Source organism: Bacillus cereus group sp. MYBK108-1 (assembly GCF_051917185.1).
Lineage (GTDB): Bacteria > Bacillota > Bacilli > Bacillales > Bacillaceae_G > Bacillus_A > Bacillus_A cereus.
In genome coordinates, this window is sequence record NZ_JBQAHZ010000029.1 from 22,011 (window position 1) to 44,332 (window position 22,322).

The window sequence follows — 22,322 nt, forward strand, 5'->3', positions numbered from 1 at the left end:
AATACTAGATAAATGACCTTCACATAAGCGGAATCTCTCTTTTTTTATTTACATTCGACATAATATGAAAAAATAGTTGTAACTGGATTTGTTATGATGTTCTAGAAATCTTACATTTTATATTTTGGGGATGGAGTGAAAAGGATGAAATCTAAAGGTATTGCGTATTTATTACATATTTTCCTTGGATTCTTAGGTGTGGGACGATTTTATGTTGGAGATATCGGTATGGGTATCTTAAATCTTCTCACTGTTGGGGGATTCGGATTTCTTTGGTTTATTGGCTTATTCTTATTGAGCGGACGTGTAGATTATAAGAACGCTTTATTTGCTGCCCGTACTGGCGGAACTAACAACGTGAATAACGTTAATACAGTTCAAGTTAATATTGACCCAAATATGTTAAAAGGCATGCAAACTGAACCTGCCGCTACAACACAAGAAAACAAAACTGATAGTGTGGATTTATCTAAGAATTAATTACATGCGCACTCGAAAGATTGCTTTTGTTTTTTCTCAATAGTAAGAGCGTGTTTTAATAACAATTTTTAAAACACGCTTTTTTATTTACTCTGTTATTATGTTTATTCCAGATGTATCATTTACGCTTGAAATGCTGCAAATTATTTTTTTATATTCAATCCACTTTAGCAATTGCAGAGTAATTAGAATCTAACTAATAGCATCCATCGTAAATGATATGACAGAACATTTGTGTAGTTCGAATTCCTATAGAAAGTAACTTTTTGTTTTTTTACAAAAAATTGTCTATCTAACTATCCAACAGAGCAGCTAGTTAATAAAACTAACTGCTCGTTGCACAAAAGAAACGCTGCGCTTACAGAAATAATTTGTAACTGATTGTTACAAAAATAGTGTATACGAGATTAAAAATATTATGCAAGGTTATAACAAAAGCACATCTTGCAAAATATTAAGTAAAATATTAATTCTTGTACAAAAGGGAAATTTAAAATGGAGATTCTTTGTAAGAGGGGGATTATATGAATTTTATATGGGAATCATTTATTTTAATTATGAGTGGCATTCTTTTATTACGAGTAGCAGGTAGAAAGTCTATTTCGCAGATGACATTAGCACAAACTGTAGTGATGATTTCTATTGGTACAATTATTATACAACCTATTGTAGAAAAAAGTTTATTACTGGCAAATTAAAGGTATTTACAATAACTTACTTGTAATCAGTTTACATAACATATCTAATAGGGATTTATAAAAAACAAGTGAATAAATCTCAAAATGAAAAGAATACTTATATAATTGAGACAGAAAGAGAAATTTAGTTGAAATCTGCATTTAAATAGTATTTAGCGGAATGCTCAGCTGAACCAAGTACAATAAAAAAATTAAAGGAAATGCTCTATTTCGACATCACAACAATTAAATTATTGTATAATACACCATCTATTTAGTCTTAAGGAGTTAAAGTAAACTGTTTTGCATTAAAATGTTATATATTGGATAATTGCTATAAGCAAACATTTAATCAATATTAATATGTATAGCTGAATGTCCCCTAAACTAAAAGATATTTATACTGATGAAAGGTAAGGTATATGATATCTTTATAAAAGGGCGGAAAAATAAAAACTCACAACTTCGCACGAAATACCAATTTTACGAATAATAAGGGATTCAAATAGGGATCTAATAACGGTATCTAGGGATTTCAAGCTTAGTTGCATGACTCTTAGTATGTTGGTATGTACCTATATAATTGATACTTTATATAGAAATTATTAAATTTTGAGTAACTCATTACTAATTTTTTAGTAAATTACATTTTACTTTATAAGATTTTTTCTCACGTTGATCTAATTAAATACCCATAATTATGATTATATAAACCAATTTATATTTTTATAAAGACTTTTAAACTATATTCATGTATTAATCTTTTGTATGAATTTATATATCAAATTTGTTTTACATTCATTTATATGTAGTTTTTGCACTAATTTTTAAGTCTTATACAAATTTATCACTTAGCTATTAATAAATTCTATTTGAGTAACTACATTATTCCATTCAATTTTTATTGTATTTTAGCATCTCATAATTTAATTATGTAAATAAGTTTGTGTAAAAATTGAATTTAACGCGAACTTGTGTTCGTATAACTTTTCTGTTATAGTATATATGAGGTGATTTTTATGGATTACAGCAAGCAACGTCAAAAATCCGTACATCGTAAAAAATTATACGAGAATCTAAATGAAATGCCCTTTTACATAGAAGAATTTGTGGAGTACAAAGAATTGCATGATGCCTCTCCCTCCACCCTACTGAATTATGTATATGATTTTAGAGTCTTCTTTAATTGGTTATTATCTGAACAAATTATTGAATTAAAACCAATTAAAGACATATCCTTCTCTGATTTGGAGAATTTAAAGAAAAAAGATGTTGAGAACTTCATGAGGTTTCTAAAACTACAACAAAACATGCAAAATTCCTCTGTTAACAGAAAAATTTCGGCCTTAAAATCTTTATTTAAGTACCTTACCTCCCTATCAGAGAATGAAGATGGAGAATGTTATTTTTATAGAAATGTAATGGCTAAAATTGAAATACATAAAGATAAAGAAACATTAAATGCCCGTGCAAAGCGTATGAGATCTAAAATATTTCATAATGATGATGATCAAGAGTTTTTAAATTACGTTAAGTATGAACATGAAAAATCTTTAACAAAACATCAATTATTCTATTTCCTAAGGGATAAGGATCGTGATGTAGCTATCCTTTCCCTTTTTCTTGGTAGCGGTATTCGTGTAAGTGAATTGGCCGATCTTCGTATGGAAGATATAAACTTAAAAGAAAGATTAATTGATGTAATTCGAAAAGGAAACAAAGAAGATTCTGTATGGATTACACCAATAGCACTGAATGATTTAGAAAAGTATATGGAAATTAGAGATAACAAATACGCTCCAGGAAAAGAATTAAAAAATGTGTTTTTATCAAAGTATAAACATACTGCACAACCTCTTTCGGTTAGGGCTATCCAAGATATTGTAGAAAAATATACTAAAGCATATGGAAAAAGAATGTCTCCTCATAAATTAAGACATACATTAGCAAATAAATTATATATGGAAGAAAAAGACTCGTTACAAGTGATGCAGCAACTTGGGCATACCAGTCAAGATACAGCTTTGCTATACACTCAACTTGGAGAAACAACTATTAAAGATAGTTTAGGAAGAATAGGGAAAAATAAAGAATAAGAGTTTAGCAATTTTACATTGCGAACTCTTATTCTTTCTCCTAACCCTAGTTAGGGGGTAAATGATATATATCATTTAAAATTTAATTTTATTATATAAAAAATACATAATTAAATTTCTATATTATTTGATATATATAAATACTATCTTGATTAATTTGACATAACTTAAATTTATAGATCCCTACAATAATTGGAATTTAACAAACATTTGGATGATGGGCAGTTTTTTTCTATTTCACATTTAGCTTTTATTTCACTTTTGAAGATAATTCATCTTTTCTTACTTTTTCCCAAGATTTTACGCTTTTTTCTTTAGAATAATATACGAGAAGAAAAGCTTTAATGAAACAAAGTAAAAGAGCTCTTGTTAAAAAAGAACTCTTTTACTTTCTAACAAAATTCAATATTTACAAGAGTAACCATTCATAAATAATCTTATTAAATTACTTCTACAAGGATTGGCACCTATTATAAATATAATTGATTATTTTTACATATTTCTTTAATTTCTTTCCATTACATCTGGGATATTGTCACTATCTGTATCCCACCAGCCAAAGTGACCCGCTGTCCACTTACAGACACTAGAAGTATTTCCAAGCATTAAACAAGGGACTGCATTTGAATTTTCTGCTTCACAATTATTGTTTGGTACTTTTAACTGTCCCCACTGTCCTCCTATCCGACATCCGCTTTGTGCATATTCATCAGGTGCTCCGAATATATGACCAGTTTCATGAGCAAATACTCTGTCAATATTATCAGGCCCCCACCCATCATTTTGATACTGCATTACCAATCTAGGTCCGCCTAATGTAGCATAAGCAAAATGTCCTGCCGGATATTTAATAAAAAATGCAATATATCCCCAATCAGGTTTAACAGGGTTCAAAATAGTAGTTCTTAAATCTTCAATATATTTATTCATTCCTGCTAAATCACTTGGATATCCAAGTTTATTCATTGCAGCATCTCGCCATTTTGATTCATCTTCAAAATTATTTCTAATCTGATTTGGATTAATATCAATTTTTACAGTACGAATATCAAAAGTAAAGTTTAGCCTAGTATTTACAGGAGCTAAATTTGCTAAAATACTTGTCCCTTCTTGAACTTCAGTAATTACTTTATTACGTTCTTCTGGTGTAAATGCAGCTGAACTACCAGTAGGTCCATCTACAATAATGACACCTACACCCACTAATCCTGTCATATGTTGACTAGCACTTGCTTGCGCTGCTTCGACTGCATTTAATTCATTATCATTATGAATGGGTTTGTTACACCCTGTCGAAAAACCCCATGATTCTCCTTCTTGAGGTCTTTCTGCTTTAGCACTCATGAATGCTGGTTTTTGACGACTATTCCAAGCATTAACAGTTAATTCTTCATTTTGATTAAGTTTAAAGCTTTTTATATCTTGCACTTCTTCTGTGAAAATTTCATATACGCCTTTTTCTTTATTTAAGGAGTCGATAAATGAATTTGTACCATTCCCTAAAATTAATTTAGGCGCTTGCTGTAGAAGTACTTTGCTATTTTCTTGTTGGATAGTATCAATCACATTTTGAAATTGCTCATATGTACTTTCCTCTTTCATAATAATTAAAAATTCCTTTGACATACAAATACATCTCCTTTAGTAAATATTTTTTAATCATTTCTTCCAAAATGCAATATACTTAGTTAAAAATAGGGTCTCTTTTTATTCAATTTCATATTATGATGTAACAATGAATATTCCAAATATTAATCATCATATTTTAATTACTTTAGTAATACATCTTATATTCAGGTGCTTTTTCCAATAAAAATACAATATTATTATGATGGTGTGGGGAAGAATACGATATCCTACTGGTATATCTAGAAAACCAATACTTGAATCTTTATTTTTTTACATAAGTTGATAAAATCCCTATTCCAGGCCAACTAAATCGACATTTTTGTTTGAATCACTAAGAACATCTAATTTTTTATTTAAATTAACAGCTCTGAATTCTACTGCCTTCTGATACGCCCAGGATAGCTTAGTAGTATGGATACCATCTCTTTCACTAGCAACTGTAAGCTGTACAAACAACAAATATATCGTTATTCACTGCATTTTTACAGCTTAATGTAATTCAGGAATATTATTTGGTCCTGACAAAGACATTGTTTTGATTCATTTCTTCACCTCATGTAATAAATTTAAATTGTCTTTAAACAATCAAGATTTATTCTCTCCTTATATCTCACCAAATATACAACTTGTATTCAAATTGCTCTAAAAACCGAAAAATCACCATGAAATTATTAACTTTAGGGGGCCTAAATTTTAATCAAACAGAGAAAAAATGATGATTTTTATTTAATTAATTTCCAAAGTGGTTACGAAGGATATTAAACTACCAATAAAACATCTAGAAGCAGCTTTACTTCTCCCATAATGCTATTTATCTCACCATAATACCTTTAAATTTTTTTTCTTAAATTGAATTGAAATCAACATTTTAATAATACTAAGTGCAGGATTCTTTTTCCCAAGATAGTTCTTTTCACAGTTTTTATAAGAGCAGATAGCCTCTTCTAGCTGTTTTTCTGATAAATATTTTTAAAAGATTATGTTAGTAATATAAATACAACAAGGTTACATATGAATGAATATTGTATTCTTCTTATGCACGGAGCAGTTCGTTAATTGAGCTAGCGGGATTTGTAGTATAAAATTACGTTTTTATTCAAGTTTTTCACCATTTGAAAAAATAAAATTACAATAGATTATTGAATAGGCTTTTATAATTACTGTCCTAAAGAGCTCGTGTATAGGGTGCTCTTTAAGAGAGTTTTTTCATCAAAATGAAACTTGTACAAAATTCATTGCCACTTTCGCATAACATATTTAATTCTACATATACAATATCTGTAACTTATAGTTACTTTTGCATTTACTTTTAGGTCCTAACTTTCTTTTGTACAAAAAGTAGAATGTATACAAATTTTCAAAAGAAAAGTTTACTTTCAGGAAAAGCCGAAAAGAACTTGTAAAAAACTACAAGTTCTTTTCGGCTTTTTATTGTATAAGCTATTTAATAAATTTTTAGACACGTGAACCGTAAATAGATTGTATCCCCGATATATCATCTTGATGTAAAGAACGCAGAATCCCACTATAGCTAGGAAACATTAGTGAACCTCTAACATTAGAATGAGATAAACCAAGAGAATGACCAAATTCATGAGCTGCTACAGTAATAAGATCAATACCTGATGCAGGTGAACTTATTGACCAAGTTTCACCATCATCAAAATGTGCATCGCCTGCGAGAGAACCACTGTTAGGAGGTGGGAAATAAGCATGTGCTAATACGTTTCCATTACCATCAAATGGATTATTATCACCATGTTCTCCTGTAACAAATGATATTAAGATATCAGCATTACCAGTTGTAACCTCTTTAAAAGTTAAAGGAGTAACTTCACTCCAAAGACTAAATGCCTTAGCAATTGCTGAACGAATATCATCTTTTGATAAATCAGATGTGAATTTTACAAATTTATAAGTAAGATTATTTTTATTCCATTTGTTTCCTTGTGCTGCAAAGTTTTCAACTCCCGCATTTAAATCTGGACACCCACATCGTGGTAATCTCATTTGTTTTATTGTAGTTTCATCTAACTCTCCGGATTGGGGTATATCATTAAATTCTTGATATTTTTTTAAAGCATTTTCAGTAGTGTCATCAAAATTAGCTTCTAATGCAGCTAAAGTTGTCTCATTATCACTTTTTTTTAAATATCCAAACATTTGAAGAAAATTCTGTAGTTCATTAACTGGTTTGCCTTTAGAATTTTTTTTCAATCCAATGGCAGATGGTAATTTCATGATAATCCCTTCTTTACTTTTAATATTTTTGTGTGATTTTTCCTGCACGCAGTTTTTAACATCTGTAATTATGTATAAGATTATGCAATCAATTTAAAATATGGAAAATAAGAGGTTGAGTTTATTTTTTTTAAGATAATGTCTATTTCATTAGTCCATTGAACACTTTTCAAATGTATTTCAACAGCTTTAAGTAATTTTCTTAAAATGAATAATTTTAATTTTTATATGCCAGAATATATTTCGATGCTTTAAATATATAAAATGGAAAGAAGTGAATTTTTGATGTCTAATGATAAAAAACTTATACCATCAGATCCGTGTTTAATTGGACTTAGTGTTGCTTTATCTGATTCTAATGTTATAAAAGCAATCAACAAAAAAATAGAGCATCAATATATTTTTCTTGGCTATGAATGTAAAAGCGAAATTGGGATTCCTGAATTAATTAAAATTCATCTTAATTTCGATTGTAGTCCAAAGAAACCTTGCATTAAAGATCCATCTTTATATATAACAGTGAATTTCATTGATAAACATGTTGAACATATTGATGGTGAAAACACATAATGTAAACCTTACCAAATAAAAAGAGAAATACCTTAAAAATCCTTGATTAATATAGTTTTTAAGGTATTTTCTTCTTTTTTAATGAGGCCTTGCAAAACGTTTCTCGCCAAATCGACAGACAAAAAAACGAGTTATTTTCTCTTTAGGTTCTAATTGTTGTAGTTCTTAAAAAAACATAGACTTTCTTGTAGAATATACAAGATGAATTCTACCTTTAGAGTTCAGTAGAAAACATGTAAAAAGCTTAAATAGATATAGAAAAACCGGTATCAATTATTAAAGTATTTTTTCTACGCCCCCTATTCTACATTTTTATTTTTCATTTTCTTCTTTCTTTTTCTAACACATTAAAACTACCTAAGTATAGAAATAGTCGATCAAAAGTGATTAGATAAATTCCAATAAATATAAACCCTGTTAAAGATATAAGAAGAAATGGTAACAGATTTATCAAGAACCATACGGAAAGAATTCTGTGCGAAAAAAATTTTAATCCTTTGTATATAATAAAGAGGGTAATTAAAAAGAGGATCATTAATAATAATTGACCTTTTGATATTGATTCATTTGCCCAGTAAATAAACCTTGAACCGAAAGTACTTATAATAGTTCCACATATAAGTACAGCCAATAAAATAGTTATAAACTTTACCAACAAATTCATTCTAATAGCCTTAAAAAATCGTTTGCTTGCAATTTCAAGGAGATTTTTATAATAAGAATCAATAATAGGTGATGCAATCCAAGAATCAATCTTAAAGAATTGATATCTTTCCTCTTTTAATGCAGTATTTGTAACAAAACCTTTTATGTTTACTTTATCCAATTCATATTGACTTATTCTATAGCCGTTAAGCATTAGAGAAAAAGCTTCTACTTCTGAAAAAGAGTCCAAATCTGTTCTAATTCCAGAAAGGAGGTTTTGAACATCTGTATTGACCCCGAAAGTCTCGCAAGGTTCTTCCGTGTTATAAAGTTTCGATTCTTCTTTAAGATTGTGTGTTTCATCAAAGTAGGAAACTTCCTTTACGGGTAATCCTTTCTTTAAATGTAATAGGGCAACATTATCTGAATGTTCCTTAATTATATTGGACAATTGCTGCTCTCGTAGGTTGTCCGATAGTATACTATTTGAACGTTTGATTACATTGGATATCTGTACATTAGGCTCCCTTTCATCTTTTAATTGTGCTGATGCATCACTTAATATAAAATGTGTGCAATTTAAGCGTTTATCTAGTAATCCTCTAATTCCTTGATTATCGTGGACACCGCCATCAACTAATTGTAATCGTACCTTCTCATCATAAAGATCACTAATAGCAAGAGGGGCAAATATTCCAGGCACACAGGCCGAAGCGGCAACGGCTACACCCAATTCAAAATCTTCGTGTTTGAATATGTCATCATACGATTCTATTCTTTTTAGTCGAAAGTTTTTATCAAATTTTTTTCTAGATTGGTCAATTTGTGTTTCGCCCATATCCGAAGCACTAAAACACCAGTTATGGCCATTATTTAAGATAGTTGCATTAATAAGAAGTATTGGTACTTTTGCACTTCTATTTTCATTATCCTTAAGTGGGTGAAAAGAATTACTCACACAGCAGGGTTTGATAATTAGCTCCTTCATTTTTATAGGATGGGTGTTATTTATATCAAGAACTTTTCTGTATAAAAATTTATCATAAAGCTCTCCAATATGATCACTTCGTGAGTAATTAGGAAGTATCATTTTTATATTTTTTACTGGATTAAGAAAGGTTCTTAAACGCAAATTCTTTTGGACTGCTTTTAGAAAATCAACTTCAATTTTTGCAACAATCTTCTGATAGTCTTCATCTTTAATTTCAACATCTCTCTTTTCTTCCAGTAGTTTTTTTAAATGAAGATAATAAAGCGCACCAATAATAGAGCCACCTGAAACCGTAGAAATGAATTCAACTGAACGAAGCAACCCCAAATCAGCCAACCTTGCGAGTACTCCGATATGATAGAAAGATGCTCTAAATCCTCCACCGGAAAGGGCAAGTCCTAATTTTTTATTATTTTCCTCTTTCATAACCAAAGTCTCCTTTTTTGTTTTTTAAAACTTCGATATTAATAACTAAAATTTATGTTTTCTTTTTTTTATAATTTTTATGCTATGAACAATGAATGACTCCAGACTTGCCCGTATCATACCTTCAGATCACAGTTTGTTATTTTTTATACGAATAATAAAACTCTCTAAGTTTTTCTTACATATTCTACATAACTCTTTTTTGAAGTAAATATTTTTAAATCATATAGATTTATTTGAGTCCCTTTAAAAGCTTAGAAAATGTCGTATTTGTTTCGTTGTTGATAAATACAAAACACTAGGCGGGATTTTATAAAACCTTAAGGAGAATACAATGATAGAAAATCAATATTTGAAAGGTCAAAAAATCGTCAATTTCAAATTAGGCAGAAAGAACCAATGAAGTAAAATCAAAAGTTTACCTGAATTCCCATGCAAGCTGCACAATCTTCAGGGGTCTGTTGCAAAGTATCGTTGCATCAAATTAGACGAGGAATTTATGACTTACATTCTTAAATTATATAAACCTGAATTAAATAGATTTTTATTGGGAATAATTTCTATTTGTAATGAATTGAAACTATGGGCCCTAGTCTGACCAATTTCTTTTGTCAATACATTAAAGGAAGTATTGCTGTTGTAAAAGCCGTCTCCGATAGACGGTAATTTAATTAGGGAGGTTAAATCAAATGGCTCTAGATGAACCCATTATTGAGATCGACGACATTCAAGGTAATAGTTTGGCTGGTTTTAACAAAGATTTTCAGAACTTGCTTTTTTTAAAATTACCCAGCCTGATACTGCAAAAAAGTGGATAAGGGACCTAGCACCACAAATTTCTTCTCTAAATGAAGTACTGCAGTTCAACAATTTATTCAAGTCACTACGTGTTCGATTGAATGGTGAGGACCCACATGGGCTAGCCGCAACATGGGTTAATATAGCCTTTACCTTCGAGGGGTTGAAGAAGTTGATTCCAGAGAAAGCAGAGCACTTTAAAAAAGATGAAGCATTCTCGCAAGGTATGGCTGCAAGGTCGAAAGTGTTGGGCGATCGATTAGATCACCAGAACTGGGTGATTGGCGGTCCGACAAATCTACTAGATCTCTTGTTAATCGTGGCTAGTGATACAGAAGATTTCCTTATTCAACGTATAAATAGTATAAAAGAGAGCTCGAAAGTAAACGGTGGTCTGGAATTGATACACGAAGAGAATGGAAGAACACGTAAGGACATGAACAAGCCAGGTCATGAGCACTTTGACTATAAGGACGGCATATCTCAACCAGGGATACGTGGGCTTAAATCAGACAAGCCGGAGGACTTCCTCACTGCACGTTTGATTGATCCAAATGATGAGCGTGCGCAGAGTTTTTCCAAGCCGGGAGAACCGCTTATCTGGCCTGGCCAGTTCGTATTGGGCTATCTGAAACAAAATGAAGCCGATCTTATTCAGCCAGTCCCAGGTTCGGATACGTTAGCCGACTTACCGAAATGGGCACGCAACGGCTCTTTTTTGGTATTTCGACGTTTGCAGCAAGATGTAGCGGCCTTTAATAAATTCGTAGAGAATATGTCGACAGAAGCAGGAATGAAATCTGACCTGCTAGGCGCTAAACTGATCGGCCGTTGGAAAAGCGGTGCGCCTTTGATTAGAGCAAAGGAAGAAGATAATCCGCCTATCGGCAATGATGAGTTTACAAGCAACCACTTTTCTTATGTAAATCCCGAACCTACAATTAAATTGACACAGGCCATAGGTAATCAAGAAATTCCGGGTGTGGAAGGAGATTCCGAAGGGAAAATATGCCCATTTGCAGCGCATGTTCGTAAGCTTAATCCACGTGATGTTAGGTCTGCCGAGTTTAACCGGACGAAGATGCTTCTTCGTAGGGGCATCCCTTATGGGAAATCTTTTGAGCTAGCACCGGACGAGGAAAGAGGATTATTATTTATGACCTATCAAGCAAGTATTAAAGATCAGTTTGAATTCATGCAGCAGGCTTGGGCTAATGATATCAACTTTCCATCGGATGGGGATGGCGAAGATCCCATTGTGGGGCAAAAAGACAATGATGCTGAAAAACATACATTCAAATTACCAGAAAAGGATAAGAGCATAAACTTCATGCAGGAATGGGTAACGATGACAGGAGGCGCGTACTTTTTTCAGCCATCCATCAAAGCCCTTACGGATGAATTTACAATATAATCCATATTATAAAAACAAATAAAAACTCAGAAAGGGTGGAAAATGATGTCTTTAATTGAACAAGTGAGACAAATATGTAATAGACTTGCAGAACATGGCTGGAGAGATTTATTTCTTCAACATGGATTGGATATTGCAGCTGATAATTTAAAAACAGAACTTCTTAAAGAGCTTCCTAATATAAATCGACAGATAAAGGGATTTGAGGATTTTGCAAAAGAGGGCAAGCGAGGAATCGAGCCGGGGCAACCAGCAAGAAGTCTTTTTTATCATGCCTTAGCTTCTCCAAATGTCATTGTTGGCGCAAACAACTTAGAATTAACTACGTTCCCTACTTTAGCAGAAATTGAAACTGTTGAAAATTATGTCTACGGTATTAATCCTCCATCCATTTCTGAATTGTATTCTCGTATAAGCGATAATTCAGATAATCTAGAATTAGGAATCGTAGTTTTTGCATCTGAATATCGTCCTGCTCCAGATACTGTTCATCGAAAGCATGCTGATATGTGTTTTTCAAGAAGTGGCATAGCAAGAGTTGGTACGATGCAACCGTTTTACGATCCGCAACAAAGAGGATTCTTACCTATTACTGAAGAGGATTCAGATTTTACTTTTCGAGTTCTCCCAGCTCGTTATTCGGCTTATTTATCTGTTAAACGTATGGGAAATGAAAATGAATTTGGTCCGTTACGTTTCAGAAACGAGAATGCAGTCTTTCCCTTCGAAGACGTTGAAAAAAACAAAAGTGATAAAGAGAGAACATTTTGGGTGCCTTTACATAAACTTTTTAGCGGTTCAGAATGTCTTTGTCATGATAATGGAGAGCCGATTGATATTCAACTGAGTCTTAAAGCACATCACGTTAATGAAAAAGCAAAACGAATTTATCAAACTTTGAGTAAGCTTCCAAATGATATTGGAAAGTCCTACTTAAAAGATAATCTCGATAAGCCTCCTTTTAGCTTTCAGGATGGAATAGCGGAATTCTCAGATGACAGGTCAGTTGGAAGTAATATACTTGTACCTATTCCTCACTCTAGATTGGTTGAGGAAGCTCAATATGATGATGGAAAACCTCTTACCTTAAATGTGCCAAAGAGTAATACGCAAGATGTTGAGAATGGTATATATATTAATACTTTTTCTTCTAGTTTATTAATACACATGAAGAAAAATGATGATATATTTGGTCGCCCTGCTCCTGAATATGTTTATGTACGGCACAGATTGGGGGAGAATCCAAATCTTAATGATGAAAAGGATATGATGAGTATCATTAAAGAAGGTGGATATGATGCAGTACTGTATAAAGATTACACTGGTGATGGGTGGATAGAAGCTAAAGGTGCAGAACTCATTGATCCGAAATCGGGAAAGCCACTTGCTCATTATGCAGCATACTCTATGATAACTGCCCCAGATTTTTTCTTAAATAGTGACCAACGTGAACTTATGAATTGGTACGACCAACAATCTGAAAGACTTAGAGAACTTACTTGGGAAGTGCCTCCTTTTACATTGTCTGATAATCGAATAGCTGTTAATCTTGAATTAAAAAGTGATAATAACACAAATTCAGCTATCTTTAATGAGAATGACGATACGATGACGGCTATTATTTCCTTGCCTTATCAGAAGGCTCCTGAGCTAACAAAACTTGACGTTCCACTGGGATCAAGGCATTCTTATCTACCTGACGCAGCATCTGGAATATTTGCTCCAGGTTGGGATGTAAGTTTTGACCGAACAAAAAGTGGAAAACAATTTCTTGCAGCTTATGGTCTTGGAAGTCCGTTTCCCGAAGATTCTAAACTATGTGCAGCCTTGAGTACTTTCTGGCCTGCAGTTGCTCCAGATGCTGCGCGAACGTTTGAAAGTACAGAAATTGAAACCTGGTGGCCAACAGTTAGTCCACTTACAGATGAAGAAATAGGTATAAAGGGAAATATACCTTGGGATGGTGTTAAGGGACCTCAAACTAAAGAGGGTAATGTGGTTGAATATCCTGCAATGGAGTATGTAGACTATGTTCAGAATGCTCTAGATAATAAATTCTCCTTGTCACTTACTGGTCGAACTGATTTACAAGAGTATAAGGAAAGATTACTTAGCATGGCGTTTGTTTACTATACATTAGGTGGAAGTAAAACAGACTGGAGTGTCTTATCATTTCAAAAAATCTCTTCCCCTATCGATAATGAAGAATTAAAGACTGCTTATAGAGAAGCTGAAAATTCACTCCCTATCGATAATGAAGAATTAAAGATTGCTTATAGAGAAGCTGAAAATTCACTTTTGGATAGTGTATATAGGTTTGAAATGTTTAGAAAAGGAAATAAACAAACGCCAAAAGATTATAAGAAAGTTTCAGTTGAAATGAAAGAACCAACCATCATGTTTGTTAGTATAACTGATGTAACAATAGTTCCAAATAAAAAGAACAAAGCTAATATTTTATTAAAAAAAATGAATGATGAATCAGATGGAAATTGGGAATATAGAAATGTCAAACTCTAATTTAGATGTAATCATTATTGGTAGTGGACCTGCTGGCACAGCTACAGCCATAACTTGTGCTCAGAGGGGCTTGAAGGTAATTATGATTGAAGGAGAGCAGTTTCCTCGCAATCGTCCTGGGGAAACACTTCACCCTGGAATTGAACCCCTTTTACAGCAATTGGGTGTCACAGAAGAGTTTAATAAAGCGGGATTCCTACGACATGAGGGAAATTGGGTTCAATGGGACGGAAAGCGTCACTTTGTCCCATTCGGTTCGGACGAGTCTGGGCAATGGATGGGTTTTCAAGCTTGGCGCGCCGATTTTGACGCAATGCTACTGCATCGAGCTATCTCGCTAGGTGTTGACGTACGTCAACCTTGCCGTGCTTTACGCCCGATTGTTACTCATAACCGTGTTTCAGGAGTAGTAACTTCTGATGGGGAGCTTCAATCTTCATTTCTAATAGATGCGACAGGTAGGCGACAATGGCTAGCGCAGAAATTGAATTTGAAAATCAATACCTACTCTCCTTGTCTTATTGCCCGATTCGGTTATGCTACAGGGACATGTCCCGCGCGAGATGCATCGCCAGCTATTATAGCACACGATAATGGATGGTCTTGGACTGCCAGAGTGCGTCCAAATGTGTACCAATGGACGGCATTATCTTTTGACAATGTAGCATTGAAAAGGGATTGGATTCCTGAAGAATTTCAAGGGCTGAAACCTATGGGTAAACCGAATGGCGCTGATGTTACATGGCGAGCAATTAGTCAACCTGGAGGGGCTGGATACTTTTTAGTTGGAGACGCTGCAGCTGTACTAGACCCCGCTTCTTCCCACGGTGTCCTCAAAGCAATCATGTCAGGGATGATGGCGGCACATTCAATCGCGCAAGTCATGAATGCGGGGCAAAAAGAGGACACTATAATTCTTGGATACTGCAAATGGATCCGCAATTGGTTTGAGCATGATGTGGAAAAATTAAAGCAGCTTTATGCCCTTCTTCCAAGTTTTAAGGGATTCTGAATAAGTTTGCCTATCGAACAGATTACTTGCGTAAAAAAGACCATGTAAAATCAAACCCCGATCAAGTCCGGTAACGGAGGATTGGGGTTTGATTTAATTCTTATCGCCATCGGACTGCATTTATGCTGTTAGACCGAACAGTTGATGAATGAAATCCACTTGATTTTGGCTAGACTTGTTGGTCTTCCCGCGTCAAATAGATAACTGTAAAAAAGACTATATAATTTAAAAAAGTTAAAGTTGATGATGGAATCATTAGAGATACATTCCGATTATTGGTAAGTGACTATGGTAGTTCCATGGTGAAGCGATTATAAAGATGAAGAAATTCTTCTTAGATTGGAGAGTTTCTTCATCTTTACGACATCTTAATTGCTTCATCAACTGCTCTAGAAGCATCAACTAGACCAAACCCTGTTGCAAGATCGGGACCTTGATGAGCAGGATTCTTTTGTTGCGACTGACCTTTTGTTACATCTCTTGCAGTCTTTTTTAATATATCCCGTATTTGGAAATGACTAAGTCGGCTATTCGCTTGTTTTAATAATGCACATACACCAGCTATTTGTGGTGCAGCAGCTGATGTACCACTAAAAGCTGCCCATCCATCAATTGGTGAAGTCTCATCACCATTAGGATGTTTTTGTCCGGAGGCATAAGCGAATTTATCATACCAATCTCCTGGTTCTACTGGAAGCATTATATAATCTGCCATAGGAGGAAGGCCAGACAGACCACATATATCAGGAACTAGACGGTTATTATATGGTGTAAATGTACTTTTATAACCACTCACAAATTCAGTTGCCTCCATAGATCCATTTCTATCAACAAAAACTCCTCCTACAGAAATAACATCTGGATGCATGCCAGGAAAAGGTTCACCTCCATTACCGCTTGCAAATACAACAGTAATACCTTTATGGACCGCATTGGCTATTGCTGCTGCTAATGTTAATTGGGAAGCTGTCAATTGATTTGGTGGGGTAGTTAGCCCCCAACTACAGGTAATAATATCAGGATTTTGTGCTACTGCTAATTCAAAAGCACCCGTTGTATTAAATTTGTTCATTTTTATCATCGTAAAATCTATATCCGGTGCTAATGAAAATACATTAGCAGCTTCGCCCGTTCCATGACCTCTTTCATCATGAATTGGCTCTGTCGTCTCAGGTCCAAGAATAACTGGATTTATATGATATTGTCTTTTAGTGAAAAAGGGATGTCTAAAGAAACCAGTATCAACCATTACAATCTTTATGCCTTTTCCTGTTATTCCTTTTTGGTGTGCTCGCTCTGCTAAAAGAAGCTTAGCTAAATCTTCGGGTGGCTTTAAATGATAATAATCTTTTTGGGGCGGATTAGGAGCTAATCGACCCGGTGTATTTACTGAAGTATCTTCTAAGGCTGCACTAGCAGGAGAATGTAAAAAAGCTTTTTCGCTAATTGCGATTCCTTCTAAAACATCTGCAAACTCACTATTACTTGTATCAATTAACCCCTGTATGTTTGAGTTTGTTGAATCAAGAATTGTTGTGGATGTTTTCCCTGGTATACCCTGTACTTCAAGTTCCTTCATAACAATTTTAGTATGAAAAACATTTTCGAAAACTTTAGGAGAAGCTGCGATTGAAATAGATGTTTGTCCCACATGCAGTACTTGGAATCCATTCGCTTTTAATTTTTCTACAGATTTATGAATCATGTTGTCTTTAGAGTAAAACTGCTCAACTGTTTTACTTGTAATACTTTTAGTTGTAGTAAATATCGATTCACCACCAATGGAATGCACAGAAGCTTCTGCATACAAAATAGGTGGTAAATCTGAGTTATCATTAATTTTCATAATAAACTACCTCTTTCTGTTTGTAGAAATAAAATATTATAATGTTTTTTAAGTTAACAGGTACAGTATTATAAGTAAATCCGCCTTAAGTTATGTTTCAGAATCTATGTTATCATTATAGTGAAACATCATATTTACTTCCTGAGAAAATTAGATTTTGTACTACAACATCTAATTTTCAGTTCATTCACACTTATTCATTACCCAATCTGTTTTTGAAAAATCTCTCGTTATTATCCATTCTTTGTTATTTAATAATTCTTTTAGCTCGTCATGATATTGATCAGCTTTGTCTTTTTCTTCATCTTTAAATTTCTCTAAAGAAATCTCTAAAATCGGTTCCTTACATTCAGGCATTGACCAAATTTCTATAAATATTTCTCTTTCTTTAAAATTGCCAGTATATTTTTGCGAATAAACAGGACCATAATTAATTGTTTGTTCAATTAACTCCTTTCCCCATTTAAGAAATATTTCTGGACCATTCTTTAAAAATAATTCTTGTAATATTTCTACAGAAGAAGCTTCTGAGTTAGGTAATTGAAATTCTTCTGGCTTATATACAATATTTAATACTTTTTCAGTGTATCCCCAATCGATTTCAACTTGAAACTCTTGCTCATCTGTACCAAATCCAGCTTTTTTTGCAATTTCTACTTCAGCTTCTATATTATTATTGAGAATTTTATACCTCTTTTTATATGTCAATTCATATGTACTATTTTCTCTTTTTATCCGATTTCGCAATATCCATCCATTTTTATACAGTTCTCTTTTGTTTGTATCAATAAATTGAATAGTTTTTTCATCAATATCTTTTATGTCTATACTAAACTCGTCTATTATTTCCGGTTTCAATTTATATTTTTCATTTAATACTCGATGAATATCGAGAAAAAATTTTATTTCGTACTTTTTTTTCTTTAACATATTATCATTCACCTTATCTAATCATAATAAAATAGCATTATTTTCATTTTAAAGAATTCTAATACAGTAGATGCTATTAATCATTACCTTTTAAATCTAATAATCCATGACCTTCCCCATATTTACTATAACCAATTGATTTAGTGTGTTTTATTAACTCAGTAAATAACTCAGGCTCAGTAAGCTTTTTATTAAATTTCTTCTCATGATGTTTTAAGAGTAGTGCTGCTGCTCCTGCGACATGCGGTGTTGCCATAGAAGTTCCTCTTAATACAGCGTATCCTTTATCATTTGTATAAGTAGATAAAATTTCTTCTCCTGGTGCTACTAAATCAACTTCATCATGAGTGTTAGTAAATTGAGATAGTTTTTTGTACATATTCACTGCCCCTACGCATACTACCTCAGGATAATATGCTGGATACCCCACTTCTTTTGTATGTTCATTATCATCCCCTTTATTACCGGCTGCACATATAACTAAAATATCATTTAGAACGGCTTTTTTTATACATTTGTGTAGTTCTAAATCCTCTTCTTTACCACTTAAAGACATCGAGATAATTCGGACACGCTCTTGATTTGGTCCTCTTCATTTAATACACTCATTAATCGCCTTAATAATATTTGGATAATCCGCTCTAAATTTTGAATCTCCTGGCCCCACCTCTTCTACACGCTTCAATACTTTACATATTAATAACTTTGCCTCTGGTGCTACTCCAACCACACCACTCCCGTTAATAGTAGCTGCAATTGTCCCAGCTACATGAGTACCATGTCCTAAAATATCAGCTACGTTTTTTTAATTTTTTATATCTGTTAAATCTTGGTGATTATCACTTGTAAAATCTGCTCCTCCTATAATTCTTTCTTTTAAGTCAGGATGGTTTATATCACAACCACTATCAAGAACTGCTATAACAATACCTCTTCCCCTATCACTCTCTTCCCAAAATTCTGGTGCTCCTATCATCTTCACACCAAATGGTATTTCGTAAGTATTTTTAACCATTGACTGAACTTCAAATGGAATTAAGCTCATTTGCTTCATAATTAACCTCCTTTTAAAATTAATAACCTTTATGCTATTTAGAAAAACTCATAAAAAATTTCTATTTTATTATAAAAAGACCTTATATAACAATGATTAGATAATAAGCAAACAGGCTTCATTCTTTTATAGATTCTCTAACTCCAAGAAATTTTATACGAGAAGGGGCTAGTTGAATCAATTAAACATATACAAATCCCTTAAAAATTTAGTGTTTAAAATAGCGGTTCCCTTTAACTTAAATTTTAAAGATAGAAGTTATACTATGTGTTAAAATTCTATGATTGGAGTTAGTATTCAAGGATTACACTTACTGGCCTGTGATCGCTTGGTCGATTTTCTCGGAAAATACCATGATTTACGGTATGATTATCATACTCGACATGGTGAATAGCGCCAGAATTAGGCACCCTTCTAAGTCCACTAGTAACTGAAAGACCAGGGGAAAGTAAGATATGATCTAGAAGTATATGCTTATTATCTTCACCTCTAACGAAATCATCAAAAACAGCACTATAGCGGTTTGAATTTTTCACATCGTGTTGAGCATGGTGAAACATCATCTCAGGTTCAAATGCAGACCCTACTAATACATCAACAGTATTATGTGATAAATAGTTCTTTTCAAAATAATCCATACCTGGTCCATCATTTAGGTCTCCAAGAATAATTATTTTTTCTGCTAAATTAGATAGCAAAACTTTATTTATATAATCTCTAACTCTCATTGACTCTGCGGAATTTCGCCTCCGGTTTTTAAGAGCTGCTTTAACATATTCTTGTCGAGTTGCTAGATTACTCCACAAATCTTTTCCTTTATTTACAAAATTGGACTTTGTGTGAAGTACTATAATTTGTAAAGAATCCTCTCCAATTTGAGCATCTATAACGAGCGGTAAACGAGTAAACTGGTATGGTTCCAAATGTTCATCACCATCAACATCTGCCATCCATTCTTCAATTAAGTTTGAAATATTAGTACTAGGTGTTAGTTTTAAAGAATCAACAGCATTTGGCTTATAAAGTACTGCCGTTTTTTGTTGCTGCCCTGAATCGTTAAGGATAAACTTGTAAATTGGCGTTCCATGCTCAGAGAGGTATTCTTGTATAAAGAGGGCCAATTCTTCAGGACGACTAGGCCCTTCCTGTATAGCTAGAATATCTGGATCAATTTCCTTTATAGTATCTGCTGCACGCCTAGCGGTTTCTTTGGTATTACTTGTATGTCCTTCTCTAGTAAAGTTTTCACTAAAGGCAACGATATCTCCATCATTTGTGAACCAATCATTCATCCATTCAATATTAAAACTAACAACTTTAATTATGGGCATTTTTAAGTCTCCTTTTTAATTTGAATATCAATTATTGTTTAACTTTTTATTCATACTTTATACCTTTCCCTTTCATATACGTATAATTTCAAGGTATGAAAGAGCTTTGGGTATGAAATTAAGAATTGATGATATACAAGACTCAGCAAAAGGTGAATATTATTAAAGCCTTGTTCCAAAACCTACTATAAAAACTCTAACAATTATTTTTTAAAGCCTACTTAACTTAGAGTAAATAATATACATAATATTTAGATTATACAATATATATGTGTGTATTAAAGAGAACTGATATTAAATAAAAAAGTTATTCACAATCAGTTAGATAATTACAACCTTTAACATGTTTAGTAAACTGACCTGTTCCAATAACTGTATACCATAATCGAGATTGAAATAATATAAATACAGCTTTCCTTTTAAACTCCATACTTTTCTAATGACATATATTAAGCAAGTCTTTTTTAGAATTATTCAATCGCTATTATTAGTCATTGTTATTTAAAATACACTAGAAATAACTTGATAAATAAACAAAGAAATACTCCCAATATTTTAAATTCATTCTTAAAAATATAATGTATAAAGAAATTGTACAAACACAAATAATAAGTTTGTTTTAAAGAAAAAATAAAAAGGAGAATTGTTAGATGCAAAAGTTTAATACAATATTAAGCAAGTTCAATTTAATATTTATGATTTTACTTATAGCCCTATCCGGGTGCGGTGCGAATGAAACAAAGCAATCTGAACTTAAAAAAGAAAATATGAGTAATAATAATCATAAAGTAAGAAATGTCCCATTATCTTATGAAAATGAGGGGAACACAAATAATAATTCCCGTCTCAATGCAACAGCACATGACTACTATGAAAGTATAACGACTCAATCAGGGAAAGAACTAAAAGCTTCTTTACATGAAATAATAAAAAAACAGAATGTTTTAACATATGATGATACTCGAAGCGCTTTAAAAGAAATCGATCAAGACCCGAACAATCCAGATAATGTTTTACTGTTTTATAAAGGTGGTTCCATGAACAAAAATAGTTTTTGTGGTAATGAACCTTGTTGGAATCGCGAACATGTTTGGGCCCAATCCCATTTTGACGATAATAGAACAATTAGAACCGACTTACACAATATAAGACCAGAAAATAAATGGGTAAATGCTAGAAGAGGTAATTTAGATTTTGATTGGGATGATGGTCATGTGAATAATCCAAACGCATCTTGTAAGGGGACAGATTTAGGAGCAGCGCAAAAAGCACCTGATACTTGCGTTGACGGGGATTCGTGGGAACCACGAGATGAGATTAAGGGAGATATTGCAAGAACGCTGTTTTATATGGATGTTCGTTATGAAGGGGAAGGTGGACCCGATTTAAAATTAGTAAATGATGTAGACACAGATAATCCAAATCACGGGAAACTATCAACTCTACTACAATGGCACCAACAAGATCCAGTTGATGATATGGAAAGAAAAAGAAATAATATGATTTTTGAAAAATTCCAACACAATCGTAATCCTTTTATCGATCATCCAGAATATGTAGAAAGAATTTGGGACTAATTAAATGTAATTCCAATCAAATAACGTAAAAGCAAGGGGAAATTTTATTCCCTTGCTTTTGTATTTGACTTAAACCCGATGTAAT

Annotated in this window: 14 protein-coding genes and 2 pseudogenes; 9 read left to right on the forward strand and 7 right to left on the reverse strand. The window is 32.9% G+C overall.

Annotated features, from left to right (window positions below; all coding sequences use genetic code 11):
• Window positions 1-144 precede the first annotated feature (144 nt).
• From ACTFSL_RS26585 to xerS, 3 genes and pseudogenes are all read left to right on the forward strand, one after another.
• Window positions 145-480: a TM2 domain-containing protein gene (locus ACTFSL_RS26585; protein WP_063538606.1), complete on the forward strand. Its 336-nt coding sequence runs from the start codon at window positions 145-147 to the stop codon at window positions 478-480.
• Window positions 481-1,004: 524 nt separating this feature from the next.
• Window positions 1,005-1,163, forward strand: a pseudogene (locus ACTFSL_RS26590) (DUF421 domain-containing protein); the annotation flags it as partial.
• Between the two features lie 1,013 nt (window positions 1,164-2,176).
• On the forward strand, window positions 2,177-3,253 hold the full coding sequence (xerS, locus tag ACTFSL_RS26595; protein ID WP_088339123.1) for a tyrosine recombinase XerS: 1,077 nt from the start codon (window positions 2,177-2,179) through the stop codon (window positions 3,251-3,253).
• Window positions 3,254-3,757: 504 nt separating this feature from the next.
• Here the strand turns inward: xerS and ACTFSL_RS26600 are convergent.
• Complete coding sequence (locus tag ACTFSL_RS26600; protein ID WP_088338302.1) at window positions 3,758-4,879, reverse strand: hypothetical protein; 1,122 nt, start codon at window positions 4,877-4,879, stop codon at window positions 3,758-3,760.
• Window positions 4,880-6,337: 1,458 nt separating this feature from the next.
• Window positions 6,338-7,123, reverse strand: coding sequence for a matrixin family metalloprotease (locus tag ACTFSL_RS26605; RefSeq protein ID WP_088338301.1), 786 nt, complete (start codon window positions 7,121-7,123; stop codon window positions 6,338-6,340).
• Between the two features lie 285 nt (window positions 7,124-7,408).
• Here ACTFSL_RS26605 and ACTFSL_RS26610 point away from each other — a divergent pair, with 285 nt between their 5' ends.
• A complete protein-coding gene (locus ACTFSL_RS26610) occupies window positions 7,409-7,693 on the forward strand; it encodes a hypothetical protein (RefSeq protein WP_088338300.1) in 285 nt (94 codons plus the stop codon).
• A 319-nt stretch (window positions 7,694-8,012) separates the two neighbouring features.
• Here ACTFSL_RS26610 and ACTFSL_RS26615 read toward each other — a convergent pair whose 3' ends face one another.
• Window positions 8,013-9,755: a patatin-like phospholipase family protein gene (locus ACTFSL_RS26615; RefSeq protein ID WP_088338299.1), complete on the reverse strand. Its 1,743-nt coding sequence runs from the start codon at window positions 9,753-9,755 to the stop codon at window positions 8,013-8,015.
• A 689-nt stretch (window positions 9,756-10,444) separates the two neighbouring features.
• Between ACTFSL_RS26615 and ACTFSL_RS26620 the strand changes: the two genes are divergently transcribed.
• The 4 genes from ACTFSL_RS26620 to ACTFSL_RS26635 are packed head-to-tail and all read left to right on the forward strand — an operon-like array spanning window position 10,445 to window position 15,499.
• Window positions 10,445-10,573: a hypothetical protein gene (locus ACTFSL_RS26620; protein ID WP_256942731.1), complete on the forward strand. Its 129-nt coding sequence runs from the start codon at window positions 10,445-10,447 to the stop codon at window positions 10,571-10,573.
• A complete protein-coding gene (locus tag ACTFSL_RS26625) occupies window positions 10,570-11,967 on the forward strand; it encodes a Dyp-type peroxidase (RefSeq protein ID WP_440042677.1) in 1,398 nt (465 codons plus the stop codon). The genes ACTFSL_RS26620 and ACTFSL_RS26625 overlap by 4 nt, the downstream gene beginning before the upstream one ends.
• A gap of 45 nt (window positions 11,968-12,012) precedes the next feature.
• Window positions 12,013-14,487, forward strand: coding sequence for a hypothetical protein (locus ACTFSL_RS26630; protein ID WP_179205481.1), 2,475 nt, complete (start codon window positions 12,013-12,015; stop codon window positions 14,485-14,487).
• The gene (locus tag ACTFSL_RS26635) at window positions 14,444-15,499 is read left to right on the forward strand and encodes an NAD(P)/FAD-dependent oxidoreductase (RefSeq protein WP_256942730.1); all 1,056 of its coding nucleotides are present in this window, start codon (window positions 14,444-14,446) and stop codon (window positions 15,497-15,499) included. The genes ACTFSL_RS26630 and ACTFSL_RS26635 overlap by 44 nt, the downstream gene beginning before the upstream one ends.
• A gap of 358 nt (window positions 15,500-15,857) precedes the next feature.
• On the opposite strand, the gene ACTFSL_RS26640 is transcribed toward ACTFSL_RS26635, so the two are convergent.
• From ACTFSL_RS26640 to ACTFSL_RS26655, 4 genes and pseudogenes are all read right to left on the reverse strand, one after another.
• Complete coding sequence (locus tag ACTFSL_RS26640; RefSeq protein ID WP_088338297.1) at window positions 15,858-17,345, reverse strand: S8 family serine peptidase; 1,488 nt, start codon at window positions 17,343-17,345, stop codon at window positions 15,858-15,860.
• Window positions 17,346-17,528: 183 nt separating this feature from the next.
• On the reverse strand, window positions 17,529-18,275 hold the full coding sequence (locus ACTFSL_RS26645) for a hypothetical protein (protein ID WP_088338296.1): 747 nt from the start codon (window positions 18,273-18,275) through the stop codon (window positions 17,529-17,531).
• A gap of 76 nt (window positions 18,276-18,351) precedes the next feature.
• Window positions 18,352-19,329 (reverse strand): annotated as a pseudogene (locus tag ACTFSL_RS26650) (S8 family peptidase).
• Between the two features lie 290 nt (window positions 19,330-19,619).
• Complete coding sequence (locus ACTFSL_RS26655) at window positions 19,620-20,660, reverse strand: endonuclease/exonuclease/phosphatase family protein (protein WP_088338295.1); 1,041 nt, start codon at window positions 20,658-20,660, stop codon at window positions 19,620-19,622.
• Window positions 20,661-21,310: 650 nt separating this feature from the next.
• Between ACTFSL_RS26655 and ACTFSL_RS26660 the strand changes: the two genes are divergently transcribed.
• On the forward strand, window positions 21,311-22,237 hold the full coding sequence (locus ACTFSL_RS26660; protein ID WP_088338294.1) for an endonuclease I family protein: 927 nt from the start codon (window positions 21,311-21,313) through the stop codon (window positions 22,235-22,237).
• Window positions 22,238-22,322: the final 85 nt, after the last annotated feature.

Bases quoted from the DNA above. Each gene is read 5' to 3' on its own strand.
- ACTFSL_RS26655 (WP_088338295.1), bottom strand. From the start codon at position 20,660: ATGCCCATAATTAAAGTTGTTAGTTTTAATATTGAATGGATGAATGAT.
- ACTFSL_RS26615 (WP_088338299.1), bottom strand. From the start codon at position 9,755: ATGAAAGAGGAAAATAATAAAAAATTAGGACTTGCCCTTTCCGGTGGA.
- ACTFSL_RS26600 (WP_088338302.1), bottom strand. From the start codon at position 4,879: ATGTCAAAGGAATTTTTAATTATTATGAAAGAGGAAAGTACATATGAG.
- ACTFSL_RS26660 (WP_088338294.1), top strand. From the start codon at position 21,311: ATGCAAAAGTTTAATACAATATTAAGCAAGTTCAATTTAATATTTATG.
- ACTFSL_RS26640 (WP_088338297.1), bottom strand. From the start codon at position 17,345: ATGAAAATTAATGATAACTCAGATTTACCACCTATTTTGTATGCAGAA.
- ACTFSL_RS26605 (WP_088338301.1), bottom strand. From the start codon at position 7,123: ATGAAATTACCATCTGCCATTGGATTGAAAAAAAATTCTAAAGGCAAA.
- ACTFSL_RS26610 (WP_088338300.1), top strand. From the start codon at position 7,409: ATGTCTAATGATAAAAAACTTATACCATCAGATCCGTGTTTAATTGGA.
- ACTFSL_RS26645 (WP_088338296.1), bottom strand. From the start codon at position 18,275: ATGTTAAAGAAAAAAAAGTACGAAATAAAATTTTTTCTCGATATTCAT.
- ACTFSL_RS26620 (WP_256942731.1), top strand. From the start codon at position 10,445: ATGGCTCTAGATGAACCCATTATTGAGATCGACGACATTCAAGGTAAT.
- ACTFSL_RS26585 (WP_063538606.1), top strand. From the start codon at position 145: ATGAAATCTAAAGGTATTGCGTATTTATTACATATTTTCCTTGGATTC.
- ACTFSL_RS26630 (WP_179205481.1), top strand. From the start codon at position 12,013: ATGTCTTTAATTGAACAAGTGAGACAAATATGTAATAGACTTGCAGAA.
- xerS (WP_088339123.1), top strand. From the start codon at position 2,177: ATGGATTACAGCAAGCAACGTCAAAAATCCGTACATCGTAAAAAATTA.
- ACTFSL_RS26635 (WP_256942730.1), top strand. From the start codon at position 14,444: ATGAATCAGATGGAAATTGGGAATATAGAAATGTCAAACTCTAATTTA.